Source organism: Gemella cuniculi DSM 15828 (genome assembly GCF_000425665.1).
Classification (GTDB): domain Bacteria; phylum Bacillota; class Bacilli; order Staphylococcales; family Gemellaceae; genus Gemella; species Gemella cuniculi.
Genome location: NZ_AUDW01000028.1, coordinates 1 through 20,398, shown reverse-complemented (window position 1 = coordinate 20,398; position 20,398 = coordinate 1). Strand labels below are relative to the sequence as shown.

Genomic DNA, 20,398 nt, shown 5'->3' with positions numbered 1-20,398 from the left:
AATCTTTTTGTACACAAATGAAAAGTTAGAAGTATTATAAAGTGTAGTATAGGGGTAAAAGAAAGGATAAAAATTTTTATTCAAAAAATATTATCAGTAAATATATTAAGCATTATTATGTAAGTGAGCTAGATATTTAAATATAAAATCATTGATAAATATCAAAAAATAATTTGATTTTATTAAAAATATATTGTATGATATGAGAAGAGCAAGTTTATAAGGAAAGCTAGCTATAAGTTAGATATGTTAAGTTGTTGAGTATTTAAGAATAATAGTTATTAACATAATTAAATATATCTTTTCGAGTGAGTTATAAGTTTTAGGTAAATTTTTAGAGTAAATGTGATGAGGTAAAAGAGTAGATGAAAAATAAAGTATATTTAATATTGTCCTTAATATTACCAATTATAGTATTTTATATTTATAAAGTAAACTATGGGTATATATATCATGCTGTTGACGATGTGGCGATAAATTATTCTATACTTACTCATCAAAATATGTTGTTGCCCTATGTTGGTATAATATTAACATCTTTTCTGGTATTTATACAATTAATTTTTCAAACTATTAATATTTATTTTTGTTGTTTGATATTATTATATTGTCTGAGTTTTTCTGTATATATACATGCGGTAAAACATTATCAAGCAAAATATTTGTTGATACCATTTATTTTAATAATTGAGTATATTTCGTTAAAGTATTTTACATATTCTGTTATAGCTTATTTGGTGAGTGCAGCAGGTATATTGCTGATGTTTAAGGGTAATAAGAAAGTATGGGGAAGTGTTATGTTTTTTATAGGGATATCACTAAGACCACAAATCATAGTAAGTCTGATGATCTTAGCTGTACCTATATTGGCGTATGAATTTTTTGTAAAAAAGCAAAAAAACAAGATAATACTACTTTTATCAATAATTTTAGTCGTTATTTTTTCAAATAAATTATTTATAAAACAAGATAAAACCCTAGAGGAGTATATTTCTTGGAATGAAAAGAGTACACTTATTCGTGATTATCCAGCTATTCAATATAAAAATCACAAAGATGAATTTGAAAAGTTTAAAATCTCAAAAAATGATTTGGAAAGTTATAACTCATGGATTTTTGCAGAAAAAAATGTTTTTAGTAAAGAAATGTTATCAAAAGTTGATGAAATAAGATCATTTTCTGAAAAGTATGAGACATCAAAAAGTACAATATTGATAAGTTTTTTATCGAATAATATTTTTAAAGTTCTCGTACTTTTTAGCACAATATTACTGATATTCTTTTATGTTAAAAATATCTGCGGCTATGGATTGTTTTTTCTACCTTTGGTGCTGATTTTAGGATTACTTATTCGTCAACGGGTGGTAGAGAGAATATATATACCAATTATTTTAATTTCTATAATTTTCATCATAGGTTATTTTAAAGATTTTTTTAACAAAAGGAGTTATAAATATTTACAAAAAACAGAAAGCACAATTTTTACTGTAGTGTGCATATTGCTTTTTGGTTATGTAATATATTTTGGAAAAAATAATTTATATTGGTTTTTACAGCATAAATACTATTTTAATAGCGAGTATAATAAACTTTTAAAAAATAATCCAGACAAACTATACATTTTTGTAGGATATAGTAACTTAATGGCTTCTCAACCTGATATGGGAAAAGTTTTTGTTGATAGAGATAAGTTAGTATCTAATGGGATAACGATGGGAACTTGGCAGACATTCACCCCACAATATTATAGTCAGCTAGAAAATTTAGGAATAGATGATAAAGATAATTTGTTATCTAGTGCAGAAAATAATAAAAATATTAAATTTATAATGGATAAAGATGCTGCTTTTCAAGAGCAGGTTAGAATTCTATTTAAAGAACATTATAATAAAAATGTCTATTTTGAAAAGGAAAGTGATTTAGCTGAACAAAGGGGTATTTATTCATTAAGGAGGGGATAAGGAAATGAGTAACAGAATAAGATATATTGATATGAGTAAGGGGTTTGCAATTATTCTTGTTATCTTGGGGCATATGATGTATACACCTAGCAAATTGAAAGTGTTGTTATATATATTTCATATACCGTTATTTTTCTTTTTATCGGGTTATACTTTTAGCGTGAAAAAATACACATCATTTTTTGTATTTTTTAAGAAAAAGTTACAGACGATAATTTTCCCTTATTTTTTAATGAATATATCCATCTTTTTTATTAAATCAGTGATTTTACAGCCAGAGTCTATATTAAAAGTGGATGTTATTTATTTTATAAAGGCTTTATTTTTAGCGGATAGATTACACATATATTATCAGTTATGGTTTTTAAATGTATTATTTATTTCAGAGTTGATCTGTTATTTCGTGGTAAAATTATGCGATGTTTGGTATAAGTGGTTTTCAGTGTTTTTAACATTATTAGTTTTAGGATATTTTGGTGGTTTAGCATACCAAAGACAGTACTGGTTGATATGGAGTATTGATTTAGTTCCATATGCTACTATATTCGTTTTAATGGGTTTTATTGTGAAATGTAACATAGAGATTGTTTCTAGATTTTTAAATAAAATGTACTTTCTTGTAGCTGTGGTAGGGGCTATTGTGCTAGGAGTATATAATTATAAATTATACGGAGGAGTTCGTGTTGACTTGTATTATCAGGAAACTAATTCTGTATTTTTGTATTTCTCTTCTGCTTTTATGGGAATTTGGGCAACTTTGATATTTTTTAGAAATATTTTTCCTCTTAATTTCTTAGAAAGAATTGGAAAAAATACATTAGTATATTATGCATATCATTCTCCTATTGTGTTATATTTGATTGATATAATAATGAGGCAAGTGATACCAAAATATAGCGGGATTTTTGGTAATGCATATGTAGTAACTGCTTTTGTCTTAGTTTGTGCATTGATAGGTTGTGAGTTAATAGCGTATGTTATTAATACATCTTTTCCATTTATGTTGGGAAGGATAAGTTACAAAAAATGTAAATAATATGTGAAGATTGTATTGTATATAAAAGTATACAATACAATTTTTATTTGATATTGTCTTCTCAAGGGTTTATTTTTTACTTTTAGCTTTTTATCTCATTTTATGATATAATTTAGTAATTAATAAAAATTTATACAAGGTGTACGATGAGTGTAGATAAGAGATTTGAAACTGAAATTGTAAAAAAATATAAGAATATTATAAGGAGTAGAAGAGGTTCGTTATTTTTAAAATTATTATTGGATAAGATATTGGCACTTGTATTACTTATTTTTTTATCGCCTATAATATTAATTTTGGCGATTTGGATAAAACTTGATAGTGAAGGACCTGTTTTTTATAGGCAGGAACGTATTACGACTTATGGAAGAACTTTTAAAATTTTTAAATTTAGAACGATGGTAAAAGATGCTGATAAGTTGGGTGCGGCAGTAACCGAACAAAATGATCCTCGCATTAGTAAAGTTGGGAAAAAACTCAGAAAACTTCGACTTGATGAACTTCCTCAACTTATTAATGTGCTTATTGGGGATATGAGTTTTGTAGGAGTAAGACCAGAGGTGAAAAAGTATGTTGATAGATATACTGATGAAATGAATGCAACACTTTTACTTCCGGCTGGAATAACCTCGCCAGCAAGTATCGAATATAAGGATGAAGATGAAGTTATAGAAAAGTATAAGGAAAGTGGAATAAGTATCGACGACATTTATATAGAAAAAATTCTTCCTGATAAAATGGAATATAACTTAAAATATATCAAAGAGTTTAGTATTATAAATGATATTAAAATAATGATAAAAACTGCGGTAGCAGTAGTAAAATAGGAGCAAGAAATGAAAAAATATAATATACCATTTTCACCACCTGATATAATAGATGATGAAATTAACGAAGTAATAGATACATTAAAATCTGGTTGGATTACAACTGGACCAAAGACAAAAGAGTTGGAAAAAAGGTTATCAACTTTTACGACAACTCCAAAAACAGTATGTTTAAATTCTGCAACAGCAGCATTAGAATTAGTACTAAGAGTTTTAGAAATTGGACCAGGAGATGAAGTTATCGTTCCTGCGATGACTTATACAGCATCTTGTAGTGTAATTTATCATGTCGGAGCAACAGCGGTAATGGTGGATATTCAAAAAGAATCTGCTGAAATGGATTATGATAAATTAGCCCAAGCAATTACGTCACAAACAAAGGCGATAATCCCTGTAGATCTAGGAGGAATTCCTTGTGATTATGACAAGATTTTTGATATAGTTGAAAGCAAAAAAGATTTGTTTAGAGCAAATGGTCAGTATCAAGAAAAATTAGGAAGAGTGGCGGTTATTGCAGATGCAGCTCATGCTTTAGGTAGTGAGTATAAGGGAGTTAAAATTGGGGCTGTAGCAGATTTTTCTACATTTTCATTCCATGCTGTGAAGAATTTTACAACAGCAGAAGGTGGCAGTGTTACTTGGAGAGAAAATCCTAATTTTGATAATGACCAGTTGTACAAAGAATTTCAAATCTTGTCACTTCATGGTCAAACAAAAGATGCTCTTTCTAAAATGAAAGCTGGTTCTTGGGAATATGATATTGTCATTCCAGGATATAAATGTAATATGACTGATTTGGCAGCATCGTTAGGATTAGTGCAGCTTAATCGTTATCCAGAACTTTTAAGAAGAAGATATAATCTTGTTGATAAGTATAACAAAGGTTTTGAAGGAACAAAAATAATTCCGTTAAAACATAGAACATCAGGATATAGTTCTTCATCACATCTTTATATAACACATATCAAAGGTGCAACGTTTGAAGAACGTGGGAAAATTATTGAAAAGATGGCTGAACGTGGTATTAGTTGTAATGTTCATTATAAGCCACTGCCACTACTAACAGCGTATAAAAATTTAGGATTTGATATAAAAGACTATCCTAATGCTTATTCATATTATGTTAATGAAATAACTTTACCGCTTAACACTCTTTTAAGTGATGGTGATGTGGAAGTAATTATTACGAACTTCAAGGAAATAGTGATGGAGGTAGTAGGTGAGTAGTTTAAAAGAAATACAAGACAAAAGTTTAGAGATGGCTGAATATTTTGTTGCATTTTGTAAAGAACATAACTTGCTATGTTATCTTTGTGGAGGAGGAGCAATAGGAGGTTTGAGGAATAAGGGGTTTATTCCTTGGGACGACGATTTAGATTTTTTTATGCCACGTGCCCATTATGAAAAATTACCTGAACTTTGGAATAAGTACGCACAGGAGCAATATTTTTTGTCAAAAAGTGATAAAAATTTTGTTGATAGAAATTTATTTATTACAATAAGAGATAAAAATACTACATGTATAAAACCATATCAGCAAGATTTGGATATGCCGCATGGGTTAGCTTTGGATGTGATTCCTTTAGACTACTACCCTAAAGATAAAAGAGAAAGAAAAAAACAGACAAGATGGGCATTAATTTATTCGCTATTTTGTGCTCAAACTATTCCTGAAAAACATGGTAGTATAATGAAGTGGGGGAGTAAAATACTTTTAGGTATAACACCAAGAAGTCTTCGTTATAAAATATGGAAAAAAGCGGAGTATGAGATGGTTAAATATAAAAAAGAAGATAGCGACGGAATAATTGAACTTTGTTCAGGTCCACATTACATGCAAAAAAAATACCCGATTTCTGCATTTGAAGATAATTTATTTATAGATTTTGAAAATACACAAATGCCAATCCCTGTCGGTTATGATATATATTTAAAAACAGCTTTTGGTGACTATATGACACCGCCGCCAAAGGAGAAGCAAATACCACATCATGATGCAATATTAACTGATATGAAAAATAGTTATATTAAGTACAAGGGGGAGTATTATGGATAAGATTAGTGTGATTGTTCCAGTATATAATGTTGAACAATATTTGGAAAAATGTGTAAATTCTATAATAAACCAAACCTATAAAAACTTAGAAATTATTTTAGTAGATGATGGTTCTACTGATAGTAGTGGAAAAATATGTGAGAAGTTAGCAGAAAAAGATGCTAGAATAAGAGTTATTCATAAAGAAAATGGTGGTTTGTCGGATGCAAGGAATAAAGGTATAGAAGTTGCTACGTCAAATTTGATAGGGTTTATAGATAGTGATGATTATATTGATAATGATATGTACGAGATCTTATTAAAAAATCTAATGGATACAGATGCTGATTTATCAATGTGTGGACATTATGATGTATATAATAATATTCCAGAGTCTCAGGTTGTCAATAAAAAAACATGGGAATTAAATTCCGAAAAAGCTATTAAAATGGTTATGAAAGCAAAAATATTATCAGTAACAGCAGTGAATAAATTGTATAAAAAAAGTTTATTTTCTGATTTAAAATTTGAATTAGGTAAGATAGCAGAAGATGCTTTTATTATGATTAGATTGCTAGATAAGTGTGAGAAAATTGTGGCAACAAACGAAAAAAAATATTACTATGTACATAGAGAGAATAGTATCACTACCCAAAAATTTTCTAAAAAATTTTTAAATGTTATTGAAGCCTATGAGCAGAATTCTAAGATAATAAAAGAAAAATATCCGAGTCTAGCAGGCGTGGCACAAACGAGGCTGAATTGGGCATACTTTTATGTTTTGGATAGACTGTTGTTAGACGAAGAATACAAAGATGAAAAATTAGAAAAAGAATTAATTGGTTATCTAAAAAATAATACTAAAAATATATTAACCGATAAGCTGTTTACTAGAGGAAGAAAGATTGGTTTTATTAGTTTATTAATAAATAAAAAATTATATAAAAAAATAGTGAACAGAAGAAAATACTAGGAGATAAAAATGTTGAAATTAATAGATGAGAACTATTATAAAATAAATTTTATATTTATTTTAATAGTTGCTGTATATTGTATGTGTGGATTAATAGTTCCATTACAGTTTATATCCGCTAATAAGATAATCACTGGAGGTATGACTTTGTTGGGATTATTTTTAGCTGGATATAATTTAATTATAAAAAAAGTTTATTTGAAAGTAAGAAGTATTAATTATTTAATTTTGTTCTTCATTTTCAATGTATTAACGTGTATTTTAGTCGCAAATTATGGTTATTCAACTAATATAAAAAATATAGTAGTTTTTATAATTTACTTTTTTGCGATATTCCCAATGTTTAAGTTATTTAGAGCAGAGTTAAATAAAAAAATATACTATACGTTCTTTTATGTGATTGCTGTTTTAAATACGATTGGCGTATCAATTTCAATAGCGCAGTTTATATTGTTAAAAGGTTACAGAGTACACGACTATAGAGGGAAAATTATTAGGCAAGGTTTTGTTGAATCAAGATTATTTGGGATATTTGCAGATCCAAATTATTTATCAATAACATCATTGATAGTAATAATTTTTTTAATAGTTAATCTTAAGAAAATTAAAAAAAATTATACTGTACTAACTTGGATAGCAATTTTATTAAATTATATTTATGTAGTATTATCTGGTTCAAGAACAGCTTATATATGCTTAATGATCGTCTCATTAGTATACGCAATAATGTTATTTTATAGAAAAGAATATCCTAAAACACTATTAAAAGTCATAGCTGTATTAGCGATAGTATTTTTTAGTTATAAGAGCATTGGTTTAGCAGGTGTACAATATTTAAGTTATAACAAAGAAGAACTAATTAAGCATCAAGGGAAATTAAATAATGAAAATAATCTCTCATTAGAAAGAACAGATACAAGTGAGGATAATATATCCAATAATAGATTTACTATTTGGAAGTCAACTTTGAATTTTGTACCTAAAAGACCAGTGTTAGGGTATTCTTCAGGTAATTGGTATGAGATTGCAAAAAAATATAATTCAGAAGAATATATAGTAAAAGAACATTATTTTGCACATAATGGTTATATAGAAATTTTGTTTTATAATGGAGTAGTAGGTTTTTTGATAATGGCTATTTTTATATTGACCACGTTGAAATCGTTAGGAAGTAAAATAATGGTTCATCTAAGAAAAGGGAGTATAGTTAATGTTGAATTAATGGCAATCAGTTTAATTTTAATAGTTATCTTAATATCAAATCTGTTTTTAAGTTCGACGTTTTATGGAATTACCTTATTGGGTATGATATTGTTTATAAGCATTAGCTATTATTTTAATATGCTTTCTACGGATGGAGGAGAAGAATAGAGATTTCTCGATAATTGAATAATAAAAAAGAGGATTTATTATGTTACAATGGTTTAAAAGAAGTTTGGCTAGTTTTTTAGGTGATAAAAAGGATATAGTGAAACAATGGATATTTATAAAAAAATTAAATGATAAAGCGAATAAAGAATTAGATTCTACAAGAAGTGAACTTTTAAGGGGAAATTTTAGGGAAATTTTGCATATAATATACAATTCAAAGTTGAGAGAATACCCTTTATGGTTGGATTTTGGGACTTTATTAGGGTATTATAGAGAAAAAAATTTTATTAATCATGATTTAGATATGGATTTTGGAATTATAATCTCTGATTATGAAGATTTTCTTGAAAAGGAAAGTTACTTATTGGAGAAGGGTTTTGTAAGAAGTAAGGAATTTTATTATAATAATAATTTAGTGGAGATATCATATAATTATAAAGGTTTAAATGTTGATTTTATTGTTTACAGCTTGGTAGATAATAAGGTAAGAACGGATACAATATATTTTATGATAAATGCTTTAGGGAAACCAACAAGATATGAAGTATATCATTATGAAATTCCTTTTTTAAGGCTAGAGGAATGTGACTTTAAAAATGAAAAAGTAAAAATTCCAAGTAATACAAAAGAATATCTAAGTTATCTTTATGGTGAAGATTTTGAAATACCTAATACAAACTATAATTGGAAAGAAAATCCTATATATAAAAAAAAATCTTCAGAATTTGCAAAAGTCAATTTGATTTTGAGTTAGTGCTAAACTATTAGTGGTAAAAAAATGAAAAAACTTTTCTTTAACTACTTTTTTGATAAGTATATGAATATTTTAAACAGTGAGGTATTGTATTTATGACCTAATACCTTTTTAACACTATTTTTAATATTTAAGCTTTTAAAGATAATAAAAAATCAATGAATAAAAAATAAGATTGAGTCTTATAAGAATTAGGCTCAATCTTTAATATTTTTTGGAATATGAAATAATTTTTTTGTACAGTGTATGAGTTTAAATATAATATATTTTATTAATAGGTTCGATTATAATGGTTTTTTAAAACTTTTTTTACTACAATAATAGTAACTATTAGAGTTAATAGAAACAGAGGGATATTTCTAAAATTAAATGGATTATATTGCCCTTTGTCATTTATGTAAAGAAGACCGATCCATTTATTTTTACTAATAGTGCCATCCTTTTCAAAATGATACCAATTCTCCCATTCATCTTTTGCCATCTGACCATTTGATTTGAGATAAATATTTTTAGAATTGTGTTCTTTCCAGGTCTTTGAGAGCATGCCTTTGTTTTTATCAATATAGTAAAAATTATTATTATCTTCAACTAAACCATCTTTTAGTTTTCCATCATCACTAAATAAGAACCAGTTATTGTCAATTTTTTCCCATTTTACCGTAACTTCACCATTATTTTTAAAATAATACCAGTTGTCGTCGTGTTGAACCCAACCTTCGGGGGGATAGTTTCCGTTCCAATCTTTGAATTTAAGAGTATTATTTTCATAGTAAAATCCATAATGTGGAAATTCTTTTGAAACATCAATAACTTTTCCACTATCAAAGTCTAAGACTATTGCAGCAATATCTCTTCTACCAGCGTTTATTATATTTACATTTTTTTCATCAAGGTATTTCTTGTAATTTTCTTCAATGCGATTAATTCCCGTTTTAATCATGTATTTTGGATTTAATGTATTTACAAAATTTTTTGTGTTAGATTTTGTAGTTTCCATGTGATGATTGAATTTCATAACATCAACTTTTCCTATAAGTGGAGCAAAGTAATCTTCTTTTTTTAATTCTGTATTTTCCAAATCACCACCAAGAAATATTTTAGTATTTTTAATATTAAGAATGGCCAATATGGAATTTAAATTTTCATCATAAACCTTGCTGAGATTTCCGTGTTTATCGTATTCATTCTCATAATTTAATAGGTTAATTGTTATATTCCCTAGTTTAATAAAAGAATCCTGTTTTGTAATATTTTGAATTATTTTTACACCTTTTTCTTTTGCAGCAGCTAAAGCTCTGTCATAGCCATATAAATTATCCCATAATCTGTTTTTGTCTGAAATACGATCATCACTATATTTTTTTAAATATAACTTATCAGTTGGGATAGATTTTAATATATCATGTGCGGCTCCAATATGATCGGAATGAGTATGAGTAATTAATACAAAATCAAACTTTTTAATTCCAAGTTTTTTGATATGTGCTAATAAACGGTCTTCTGTAACTTTTTTGGAATCTGTAGTTATTCCGTCACGGAAAGGATATTTTGGATTCGAACCGTCAGGAAAAGAAAAATCTTCGCCAGTATCAATCATGGCAAAATGCCCGTCACTTTCCAGTATTATTGCATCTGAATATTCTGCGACTGTAATAATATGAAGTCTATCTTTTGCAGAGATATCAGAAGTATTTGCTAGAAAAAAAGTGAGGCATGTTACTAATATGAATATAGGTATTTTATAAATTTTTAGTATTTTTTTCATAGTTTTCTCCTAATTTTAATATTGATTATGTTAATCATAGAAAGTACAGTTTTATCTTTGATAACAATTAAAGTTACAATATAGTATACAGCAGAAATGCTCATTACTAAGAAAATCATAATTAACATATTAGTGGTTATTTCATAAGAATATATTTTTAGCACGGTTTTAAAAATATAATATATTGGAATAAATCCAAGTGAGATTAGACTGAATTTTGTAAAAATGTTAAATATAGGTTTTAGAGAAATAAGATTGTGTGTTTTTATAAAAATAATTTCCAGTAAAACTACAGCGAATTCGGCAATAATTGTTGTTCCTATATAATACTCTGGTTTATAAATACTATTTATGAAGAGTAAAGTATTTAGAATAACATTTATACTACCGCCTATAAAATAGAATAATGTAAGTTTACTTTCATAATCATTAATAAAAATAATTTGTTTCCCTAATATGAGTTCAATCGCCCAAATAATAGTTCTAAGTGCAAAAATACTCGTTACAATCCCAGCTTCTATATATTTATCAGAAGAGTATATAACAGTAGCATAAGGCCCCAATATAATTAGACCAAAACTAACTGGTATTATCAAAAAGAAAAATATAGAACTTGATTGATTTACTAGATAAGAATAGGAAGAGTAGTCTTTTTTTCCTAGATAATAACTTAAACGTGGAATTGCCACATTAAGAGCTCCACTTAAGACATTTGCAATTAGCATAACAATGCTTAGTGCAATAGTGTAATAAGAAATATAATTTTCATTATTACCATTTGTTATAAACATTCTGTCTAACAAAGTGTAAAGCATATTAGCATTGGCTAAAAGTAACATTGTTGTCAATCCTTTTATAGAACTGATTAATTTTTTAAATGGAATTTTTACAAAACTAACTTCTTTTTTTATCCATATAAAGCTAAGTAAATAGTTAAGAATAGTAGTAGCACTCATAATAATAGCATAAGGAATGATATCATCTTCTGTTTTTATAAATACGAAGATAGAGATAAGCATAGTTATTCTAATAAATAAAGTTTTATATAGGATAAAAGTATAATTTTCATATGCCTCATTCATCCACTCAATATTTAAAAATTGAAATAAAGCCTGAATTCCCAATATATAGTATAATATTTTTAGATTTTCTATATTTGTACAAAAATCTATAAATAAAAAGTATATTCCTGTTATTATAATGGAGGTGATTACGGATATGTAAAATAATTTTGAAAATACATAATTAATCGCCTCTTTATCGTCTTTAACTTTACTGATTGCTCTAATTCCATAATTATAAATTCCAAAAGCAGCCAAAGGTATAACAAAACTTGCCCACGTATTTGCAGTGTTAAAATAACTATAATTAGGCTTACTTAGTATTCTTGTAAGATATGGATTAGTTATCAAAGGGAATACAATGTTTAATATATTTACCATTAAACTCGCCAAAGCATTAATTTTTATATTTTTCATGAAAAGGTAAATCCTCTCTAAAATTCTCTTAAATATTATAACATAAAATATCAACTTGTTAAAAAATTATAAAAGATACTAAACTTTTTTGTTGATTAATATATAATATGTTATAATTGTAATGATATATTAAATAAAGTAAATAATTTTAAGGAGAACAATATGATATACGCAGGAATACTCGCAGGTGGGACAGGAACAAGAATGGGGATAAGTAATATGCCAAAACAATTCTTGGAGCTTGGGGATAAACCGATAATAATTCATACGATTGAAAAATTTTTATTAGAGCCAGAAATAGAAAAAGTAGTTGTTGGAGTTCATGAAGATTGGATAAGCCACACGGAAGATTTAATAAAAGAATACGTTCCAGCTTTTGTTGATAAAATAATTATCACAGCTGGAGGAGTTGATAGAAATACAACAATTGAAAATATTATTAATGCGATAAATGACTATAAAGAATTAGTAGATGAAGACATAGTCGTAACACACGACTCAGTGCGTCCATTTATAACATTGCGTATAATAAAAGATAATATTAGACTAGCAAAACAGAGTGATGCAGTAGATACTGTAGTAGAAGCAGTGGATACAATAGTGGAAAGCACAAATGGAGAGTACATCACCAACATACCGAATAGAGCTCATTATTATCAGGGGCAAACTCCTCAATCTTTTCATTGTAAAGACTTTTTGAATCTATACAACTCATTAAGTGGAGAAGAAAAACAGATATTAACAGATGCGTGTAAAATTTTTGTTATAAAAGGGAAAAAAGTAGCATTAGCTAAGGGTGAATACTCAAATCTAAAAATAACAACAGTAACAGATTTAAAAATAGCGAAGAGTATGTTAGAGGACGAGTAGTATGATAAATCAAATATATCAATTGATAAAACCAAAATTTATTAATGTAAAGTATAATGAAGAAAACTTAAACAATAAGGATAAAATTATAATACGACCAAACTATATGGCATTGTGCCATGCAGATCAAAGGTATTATCAAGGAAAAAGAGATCCGAAAGTATTAGCAAAAAAACTACCGATGGCATTGATTCATGAGTGTGTAGGAATAGTTATTGCAGATCCAACGAATACTTACGAAATTGGGCAAAAGGTAATAATGATACCGAACCAACCACCAAGACAAAGTGATGAACAATTTTATGAAAACTATATGGAAGGCACGCACTTCCTATCAAGTGGACATGATGGATTTATGAGAGAATATGTAGCTTTACCAAAAGATAGAGTAGTGGCTTATAATGGCATAGAAGACTCAGTCGCAGCGATTAGTGAATTTATAAGTGTAGGAATGCATGCAATAGATAGATTTCAAAAAATCTCTCACAGCAAAAAAGATAGAATAGCAATAATAGGTGATGGTTCTTTAGCTTATGTGATGGCTAATATAGTGAACTATACGTTACCACATTCAGAAATAATCGTTATAGGACGTCATTGGGAAAAGCTGGAATTATTTAGCTTTGCAAAAGAAAGATATTTAACAGATGATATTCCGGAAAATCTAAAATTTGATCATGGGATAGAATGTTGCGGTGGAGATGGAAGTGGATATGCAATAAATGACCTAATAAAATACATAAAACCGCAAGGAAGTCTGGTACTTATGGGAGTAAGTGAATATAAAGTTAATATTAATACAAGAGATGTTTTAGAAAAAGGATTAACTCTTATTGGATCGTCACGTTCAGGAAGATGTGACTTTGAAAAAACAGTGGAGATGTTAAGTGATAAAAAGTTTGAAAGAAGATTTAAAAACATCATTTATTTGGAAGAACCAGTTAAAAGTATTACCGATATTCATAGAGTATTTGCAACAGATTTAAATACAGCATTTAAAACAGTATTTAAGTGGGATGTGTAATTTTTAAAACTTTGTGGTTAATACTAGTTTAGAGGAACGATTAAAAAATTAAGAAATTCCAAAAATTTTCATGTAAAAAATAGGGAAACAGTTGAAGTTGAAATTTATTTTCTTAATTTTATTCATCAGAAATCAAGCATGGCTTGTGTTTTATTAATAACGTTTCTCCATGATCTAAAGGTTTTGAGTAAATAAACAGTTAACAAAGACTAGGATTTTAAAATTAGGGTCTCTAAATTTTTGACATGCTTCGACAGGTGTGTAATTATGAAATGCAGAAAAGAGGTTTTCGATTTGAAACAGTTAATTAAAAATAAAATATCAAAACTACTTTCTGATGCAGAAGAGATAGTAAGTGTAGAACGATTAGGTGGCATGACTAATAATAACTACCTAGTGGAAACTACTAATAAAAAATATATTGTAAAATTTTTTGGAAAAGGGACAGAAAAATTAATAAATAGAGAAACGGAAAAAAATAATTTAAATAAACTAAAAGGTCTTGAGCTTGATGTGAAAAACTATATTTTTGATGTAGAAGCTGGAATAAAAGTTAATGAATATATAGAAGATGCTACTACATTTGACGCACACTACCTAAAAGCAAGAACGAAAGAGGTTGCAGACATTTTACAAAAAGTTCATGGTTCTGAGAAGATTTTGGATGGTGAGTTTAAAGTTTTTGAAGAAATTAAAAAATATGAAAGTTTAATTGAAGGTAATGTGGATTATGCATATTATGAAAAAATTAGAGAAAAAGTTTTTTCATTAGAAAAACATTTAGAACAATTAGGTGTTGATAAAAAGTCTTGTCATATAGATTTAGTGCCAGAAAATTTTATAGAAGATAGAAGTGGAAGGGTGTATCTGATTGACTGGGAATATTCGGCGATGAACGATCCAATGTGGGATTTAGCTGCATTATTTTTGGAATCTGGTTTTAGAAAGTCAGAGGAAGGAAATTTTTTGAAATATTATTGTAGTGAAAAAACGCCTGTCAGTATCGCTAAAATTATGATTTACAAAATTCTACAAGATTTCCTTTGGAGTTTATGGACAATTTATAAAGAAGAACAAGGAGATGATTTTGGAACATATGGACAAGATCGTTACAATCGCTGTTTAAAAAATCTAAAGGAGTATGTAGAAAGTTATGAGAAATAAAACAGGAGTTTCATTTGGTTTGTTTTCAGGACTTTTTTGGGGATTAGGTTTAACGATAAGTGCTTATATATTTTCGTTATATAATATTTCTCCTTTTGTCGTGGCTTTTGTTCATGATTTTATCAGTATTTTTATTCTAGGAGCAATTATACTGATAAAATATAAAAAGATAGATTTTAGAATTTTTCTTAATATAAAAAATATGAGCGTTATAGTAGGTGCTTTGCTTGCAGGGCCAATAGGAATGCAATGTAATTTATATGCAGTAAAATATTTAGGAGGAGCACTTACTTCTTCAATAACTGCGGTATATCCAGCGGTATCAGTTCTTTTAGCAGTTGTGTTTTTACGTCATAGGGTATCAAGAAAAACAATTCTTGGAATTGCACTGATTATAACGGGGATTTTTATTCAAAGTTATAAAACAGAACAGATTAATTCGTTTTATATAGGGTTTCTTTTTGCACTTGTTTGTGCTATAGCTTGGGGAAGTGAGAGCGTTCTTAGTTCTTATGCAATGAGCAATAATTTAACAGAGATAGAAACGTTATTGATAAGACAAGTTACATCATTTTTATCGTATCTTGTTATTGTGATATTTAACGGATTTAGTGTTTCAGAAATAGCAGATTTTAAATTAGTGAGTTTGATCTTTATTTTTGTACTTAGCAATATGGTATCTTATATATTGTATTATATGTCAATTAATCGATTAAAACCTGCGAAAGCTACAGGGCTTAATGTTAGCTATGTAGTGTGGACAATTATATTTTCAGCAATATTTTTAGGAATAGGTATTAGTTTGCAAGTTGTGATAACTTCGATAGTTATTATTTTTGGAGTGTATATAATTATAAAAGATTAAGATTTTAAATAAAATTATGGGTACTACGAAGTATAATAATAAAAGTATTTTGTAAAATTTTATATTATAAAGAATAATTTGATGAAAAATTATGTTTGGAGGAAATAAAGTTGAGAGCAATAATTTTAGCAGCAGGGTTAGGAACTAGGCTAAGACCTATGACAAATAATACCCCAAAAGCTTTAATTAAGGTAAAGAATAAGCCTTTAGTAGAGTATCAGATAGAGTATTTAAAAGAAAAAGGAATTGATGATATTATAATTGTCGTGGGATATTTGCATGAGCAATTTAATTATTTAAAAAATAAGTACAATGTTAAATTAGTATATAATGAAAAATATGCTGAGTATAATAACTTTTATTCCTTATATCTAGTAAAAGATTATTTAGCAGATAGTTATGTTATAGATGCGGATAATTATTTATTTAAAAATATGTTCAGAAATAATATTAATCGTTCAACGTATTTTAGTGTTTACAGAGAAGAATGTGATAACGAGTGGTTTCTAATTTATGGAGAGGATTTTAAGGTAAAAGATATTATAGTTGATAGTAAGGCTGGCCGCATTTTGAGTGGAGTGTCTTTTTGGGATGCGAAAACCGCAGAAAAAATAGTGGAATTTATTAACGAGGCTTATGAAAGTAATGAATTTACAAATCTATATTGGGATAATATGGTCAAGGATAATATAGATAAATTAGATGTCTATGTGGAAGAATTAGAAGATAATAGTATTTATGAGATAGATAGTGTAAAAGATTACAATAAGCTAGAAAAAATATTAATAGAATTCAAATAAAATAACGTGCTTGGTATTAGGACTAATTTATGAAAATAGGTTAGTTTGAAATGCTAGGTGCTTTATTTTTTATGAAAATAAGATTATATGGAGTAGAGTTTTTTTAAAATAAAAATATCTGCATTTTAGTTTATAATATTTTCAAAATTGATGAATACTTATATTGCATTTTTAAGTCTAAATATTACTAATTTGTAATTAACTTGTAATTTTTTTTGTAAAGAAAAATGGTATAATTAATACGATTGAAGTATAAAATAAAGAAAAGGTAATAAAAATATAGAGGAGAACATATAGTGAAAAAACTAATAAAAGGAAGTGTTTTACTAGGGAGCGTTTTTGTTATTCCTATGGTAGCACCACAAGTTGTAGAAAATAATATTACCAAAGCTGAATACAGAGGAAATGTATTCTATCAGAATAACAAACCAGCAAATTCTTGGTATAATGATGGAAAAAATTGGTATTTCTTCCAAAATGGTCTAGCTATGAAAAATAAATGGGTAGGAAACTACTGGCTAGGAGCAGATGGAAAGATGTCAACAAATAGCTGGGTAGATAATAGTAAATATTACGTAGGAAATGATGGATCTTGGGTAAAAAACGCTAAGAAAACAGGTTGGCAAAAAGAAGGGAATACATGGTATTATTATAATCAATCTGGGTCGCTAGTAAAAAATGCGTGGGCAGGAAATTACTGGCTAGGAGCAGACGGAAAGATGTCAACAAATAGCTGGGTAGATAATAATAAATATTATGTAGGAAATGATGGATTTTGGGTAAAAAACGCTAAGAAAACAGGTTGGCAAAAAGAAGGGAATACATGGTATTATTATAATCAATCTGGGTCACTGGTAAAAAATGCGTGGGCAGGAAATTACTGGCTAGGAGCAGATGGGAAAATGGCGACAAATAGCTGGGTAGATAATAATAAATATTATGTAGGAAATGACGGCTCTTGGGTAAAAAATGCTAAGAAAATAGGTTGGCAAAAAGAAGGGAGTACATGGTATTATTATAATCAGAATGGAACACCAGTAAAAAATACATGGGTAGGAAATTACTACCTAGGAAAAAATGGAGCAATGCAGACTAATTCATGGGTGTACGATAATAATTATAGAGCGTGGTATTATTTAAACCAAGATGGAAGTTATGCAAGAAATAAATGGGCAGGAAACTACTGGCTAGGAGCAGATGGAAAGATGGCAACGAATAGCTGGGTAGATAATAATAGATATTACGTGGGAAGTGATGGAGCTTGGGTGAGAGATACAGGTTCTGGAAACTATAATCCTTATTCCGGGTTTTATAGAGTGACAGCATTATACATACCAGTTTACAATGCTAATGGACAAATTTTATCACATGTTTCTCAAGGAACGGTATTATTCAGAGATAATAGAGCGAGTGTTAATGGAAGAATACCAGTACAAATAGCAGGTTTAACAGGATATGTTAATGCTTCTCAAGTACGAGAAGTAAGTGAAAAAACAATGTTTATACCTGATTATATAAGCGATGGAAAATATGTTTATCATAGATACTCACAATATAGTAAAGTAAAAGTGGCATATCATCATCCAAGTATGAAAATAGGAAGAGCTTATTACTCAGCGGATGGAATAAACTTTGGAACATTTAAGTTGACTCATCCATTCCAATATAGTAATTTAAAATCTAAAACAAATTATACGGCTGCTGATTTAAATAGATTATATCAATTAATGGGTGCTGGTAATAGTATGCTTGCAGGAAAAGGTGAAACATTTAAAGCAGCAGAAAAAAGATATGGGGTTAATGCTTTGTATTTAGTTGCTCATAGTGCGTTAGAAAGTGCATGGGGAAAAAGTAATATAGCTAAAAGTAAAAATAATTTCTTTGGAATAGCTGCTTATGATTCTAATCCGTATGAATCAGCTACAAAATTTGATAATGTAGACTCAGGGATTTTGGGAGCTGCACGTTGGATAAATCAAAAATATCTTCATAATTCAGGTTATCCAGCAAATGGTGCTTACCTAGGGAATAAAGCTGGTGGAATGAATGTGAACTATGCAACTGCTCCGTTTTGGGGAGAGTCGATTGCTAGTATAATGTTTGAAGCAAACGAGTTATTAGGAAGAAAAGATAAATAACAAATGTATAGGGATGGGACAAAAAACAGGAAATATTATTTTTTGTTTTGTCCCATTTCTATATCTGAAGTAAGGAGATAGGATGTTAGTATCGGTAGTTATAGGATTACTTAATGAAGAAAAATTTTTACCAAAATTAATAGAAGATTTTAAAGTTCAAACGTATAATCATAGCAAAATAGAATTAATTTTTATAGATGGAATGTCTACTGACTCTAGTTGGAGTATATTAGAGAATTTTAAAAGTAGTAAGAATGATTTTTTTGATATAGTACTGTTGAAAAATCCAAAAGTAATCTTGTCTTCAGGAATGAATATAGGTATAAGGAAAGCTCGAGGAGAATGTATTCTAAAAGTAGATTGTCATTCTCATATTACAAAAAATTTTATAGAAAATAATGTAAAGATAATTAATGAAGGAGAATATGTTTGTGGAGGACCACGACCTAACATTATAGAAAGTAATGATAATTTAAGTCAGACATTATTGTTAGTTGAAGAAAATATGTTTGGAAGTGGAATAGCAGATTATCGAAAAGAAACTTCTAAAAAGTACGTTAATTCTGTTTTTCAGGGAATGTATAGAAAAGAAATTTTTGAAAAAGTAGGGCTGCTAGATGAAGAAGTAGGACGAGTAGAAGATAATGAATTACACTATCGAATAAGGAAAAACGGCTATAAGATTAGATATAGCAAAGATATTTTGTCTTATCAATATACAAGACCAACTATAAAAAGAATGTTAAAACAAAAATATTTAAATGGGTATTGGATAGGAAAAGTCAGTCATATTTATCCTAAAGCATTTTCTATATTTCATTTTGTTCCCTTATTTTTTGTTTTAGCTATTATTTTTAGCCTTTTGATAATTCCAATAACGAAAATATTTATAGCTTTATTAAGTGGGGCATATTTATTATTTGCGATTATTATTATGTTAATTACAATATTGAATAATAAATTTAATTTTACTATGTTGTTAATGCCGTTCTTGCTTTTTTTAATTCATTTTTCTTATGGATTAGGTAGTTTAGTGGGATTAGTGAAAGGATTTTCTTGGAAAAAAGAATATTACAGTAAAATTAATATAAAAAATGATGTAAAATAAAAGAAAATGATATACAATAAAATATGAAATAATTAAAATAGGAGTGGGAAGTTTTTTATGAAGAATAATAGAATTAAGGCGAGTTTAGGTGTATTAGCAGTATTATCTGCTCCAATAGTTGTTAATGCTGTATGTGAAAAAGAAATATATGCAGCTCAAGGATGGATTCAAAATGGAAGTACATGGTATTATTATAATCAATCTGGGTCATTAGTAAAAAATGCATGGG

The 20,398-nt window shown here is 28.0% G+C and carries 17 protein-coding genes and 1 pseudogene; 16 read left to right on the top strand and 2 right to left on the bottom strand.

Features of this window, described 5'->3' with window-relative positions; genetic code table 11:
• Nucleotides 1-365: 365 nt before the first annotated feature.
• The 8 genes from H612_RS0104100 (at nt 366) to H612_RS0104065 (ending at nt 8,957) form a co-directional block, all read left to right on the top strand.
• Nucleotides 366-1,961, top strand: coding sequence for a hypothetical protein (locus H612_RS0104100; protein ID WP_027130300.1), 1,596 nt, complete (start codon nt 366-368; stop codon nt 1,959-1,961).
• 4 nt (nt 1,962-1,965) lie between these two features.
• The gene (locus H612_RS0104095; protein WP_027130299.1) at nt 1,966-2,997 is read left to right on the top strand and encodes an acyltransferase family protein; all 1,032 of its coding nucleotides are present in this window, start codon (nt 1,966-1,968) and stop codon (nt 2,995-2,997) included.
• Between the two features lie 146 nt (nt 2,998-3,143).
• Nucleotides 3,144-3,824: a sugar transferase gene (locus tag H612_RS0104090; RefSeq protein ID WP_027130298.1), complete on the top strand. Its 681-nt coding sequence runs from the start codon at nt 3,144-3,146 to the stop codon at nt 3,822-3,824.
• A 9-nt stretch (nt 3,825-3,833) separates the two neighbouring features.
• On the top strand, nt 3,834-5,051 hold the full coding sequence (locus H612_RS0104085; RefSeq protein WP_027130297.1) for a DegT/DnrJ/EryC1/StrS family aminotransferase: 1,218 nt from the start codon (nt 3,834-3,836) through the stop codon (nt 5,049-5,051).
• The gene (locus H612_RS0104080) at nt 5,044-5,880 is read left to right on the top strand and encodes a LicD family protein (protein WP_027130296.1); all 837 of its coding nucleotides are present in this window, start codon (nt 5,044-5,046) and stop codon (nt 5,878-5,880) included. Before H612_RS0104085 ends, H612_RS0104080 begins: the two co-directional genes overlap by 8 nt.
• Nucleotides 5,873-6,832, top strand: a complete 960-nt coding sequence (locus H612_RS0104075) for a glycosyltransferase family 2 protein (protein ID WP_027130295.1) — start codon at nt 5,873-5,875, stop codon at nt 6,830-6,832. The genes H612_RS0104080 and H612_RS0104075 overlap by 8 nt, the downstream gene beginning before the upstream one ends.
• Nucleotides 6,833-6,841: 9 nt before the next feature.
• The gene (locus H612_RS0104070) at nt 6,842-8,203 is read left to right on the top strand and encodes an O-antigen ligase family protein (RefSeq protein WP_027130294.1); all 1,362 of its coding nucleotides are present in this window, start codon (nt 6,842-6,844) and stop codon (nt 8,201-8,203) included.
• 40 nt (nt 8,204-8,243) lie between these two features.
• On the top strand, nt 8,244-8,957 hold the full coding sequence (locus H612_RS0104065) for a LicD family protein (protein WP_027130293.1): 714 nt from the start codon (nt 8,244-8,246) through the stop codon (nt 8,955-8,957).
• A 271-nt stretch (nt 8,958-9,228) separates the two neighbouring features.
• On the opposite strand, the gene H612_RS0104060 is transcribed toward H612_RS0104065, so the two are convergent.
• Nucleotides 9,229-10,722, bottom strand: coding sequence for an MBL fold metallo-hydrolase (locus H612_RS0104060; protein ID WP_027130292.1), 1,494 nt, complete (start codon nt 10,720-10,722; stop codon nt 9,229-9,231).
• Nucleotides 10,719-12,200, bottom strand: coding sequence for an oligosaccharide flippase family protein (locus H612_RS0104055; protein ID WP_027130291.1), 1,482 nt, complete (start codon nt 12,198-12,200; stop codon nt 10,719-10,721). The genes H612_RS0104060 and H612_RS0104055 overlap by 4 nt, the downstream gene beginning before the upstream one ends.
• 162 nt (nt 12,201-12,362) lie before the next feature.
• On the opposite strand from H612_RS0104055, the gene H612_RS0104050 reads away from it, so the two are divergent.
• The 8 genes and pseudogenes from H612_RS0104050 to H612_RS10485 all read left to right on the top strand — a co-directional run.
• Nucleotides 12,363-13,070, top strand: a complete 708-nt coding sequence (locus H612_RS0104050) for an IspD/TarI family cytidylyltransferase (protein WP_027130290.1) — start codon at nt 12,363-12,365, stop codon at nt 13,068-13,070.
• Between the two features lies 1 nt (nt 13,071).
• Nucleotides 13,072-14,094 carry a ribitol-5-phosphate dehydrogenase gene (locus tag H612_RS0104045; protein ID WP_027130289.1) on the top strand — a complete coding sequence of 341 codons (1,023 nt, stop codon included), beginning with the start codon at nt 13,072-13,074 and terminating at the stop codon, nt 14,092-14,094.
• Nucleotides 14,095-14,361: 267 nt separating this feature from the next.
• A complete protein-coding gene (locus H612_RS0104040; RefSeq protein ID WP_281170291.1) occupies nt 14,362-15,258 on the top strand; it encodes a choline/ethanolamine kinase family protein in 897 nt (298 codons plus the stop codon).
• A complete protein-coding gene (locus H612_RS0104035) occupies nt 15,248-16,123 on the top strand; it encodes a DMT family transporter (protein WP_027130287.1) in 876 nt (291 codons plus the stop codon). Before H612_RS0104040 ends, H612_RS0104035 begins: the two co-directional genes overlap by 11 nt.
• A gap of 110 nt (nt 16,124-16,233) precedes the next feature.
• Nucleotides 16,234-16,923, top strand: coding sequence for a CTP--phosphocholine cytidylyltransferase (locus H612_RS0104030; RefSeq protein WP_027130286.1), 690 nt, complete (start codon nt 16,234-16,236; stop codon nt 16,921-16,923).
• A gap of 296 nt (nt 16,924-17,219) precedes the next feature.
• Nucleotides 17,220-19,061 (top strand): glucosaminidase domain-containing protein, encoded by a 1,842-nt coding sequence (locus H612_RS0104025; protein WP_051210136.1) that lies wholly within the window; start codon nt 17,220-17,222, stop codon nt 19,059-19,061.
• Between the two features lie 82 nt (nt 19,062-19,143).
• Nucleotides 19,144-20,169: a glycosyltransferase family 2 protein gene (locus H612_RS0104020; RefSeq protein ID WP_027130284.1), complete on the top strand. Its 1,026-nt coding sequence runs from the start codon at nt 19,144-19,146 to the stop codon at nt 20,167-20,169.
• Nucleotides 20,170-20,226: 57 nt separating this feature from the next.
• Nucleotides 20,227-20,398 (top strand): annotated as a pseudogene (locus H612_RS10485) (hypothetical protein); the annotation flags it as partial.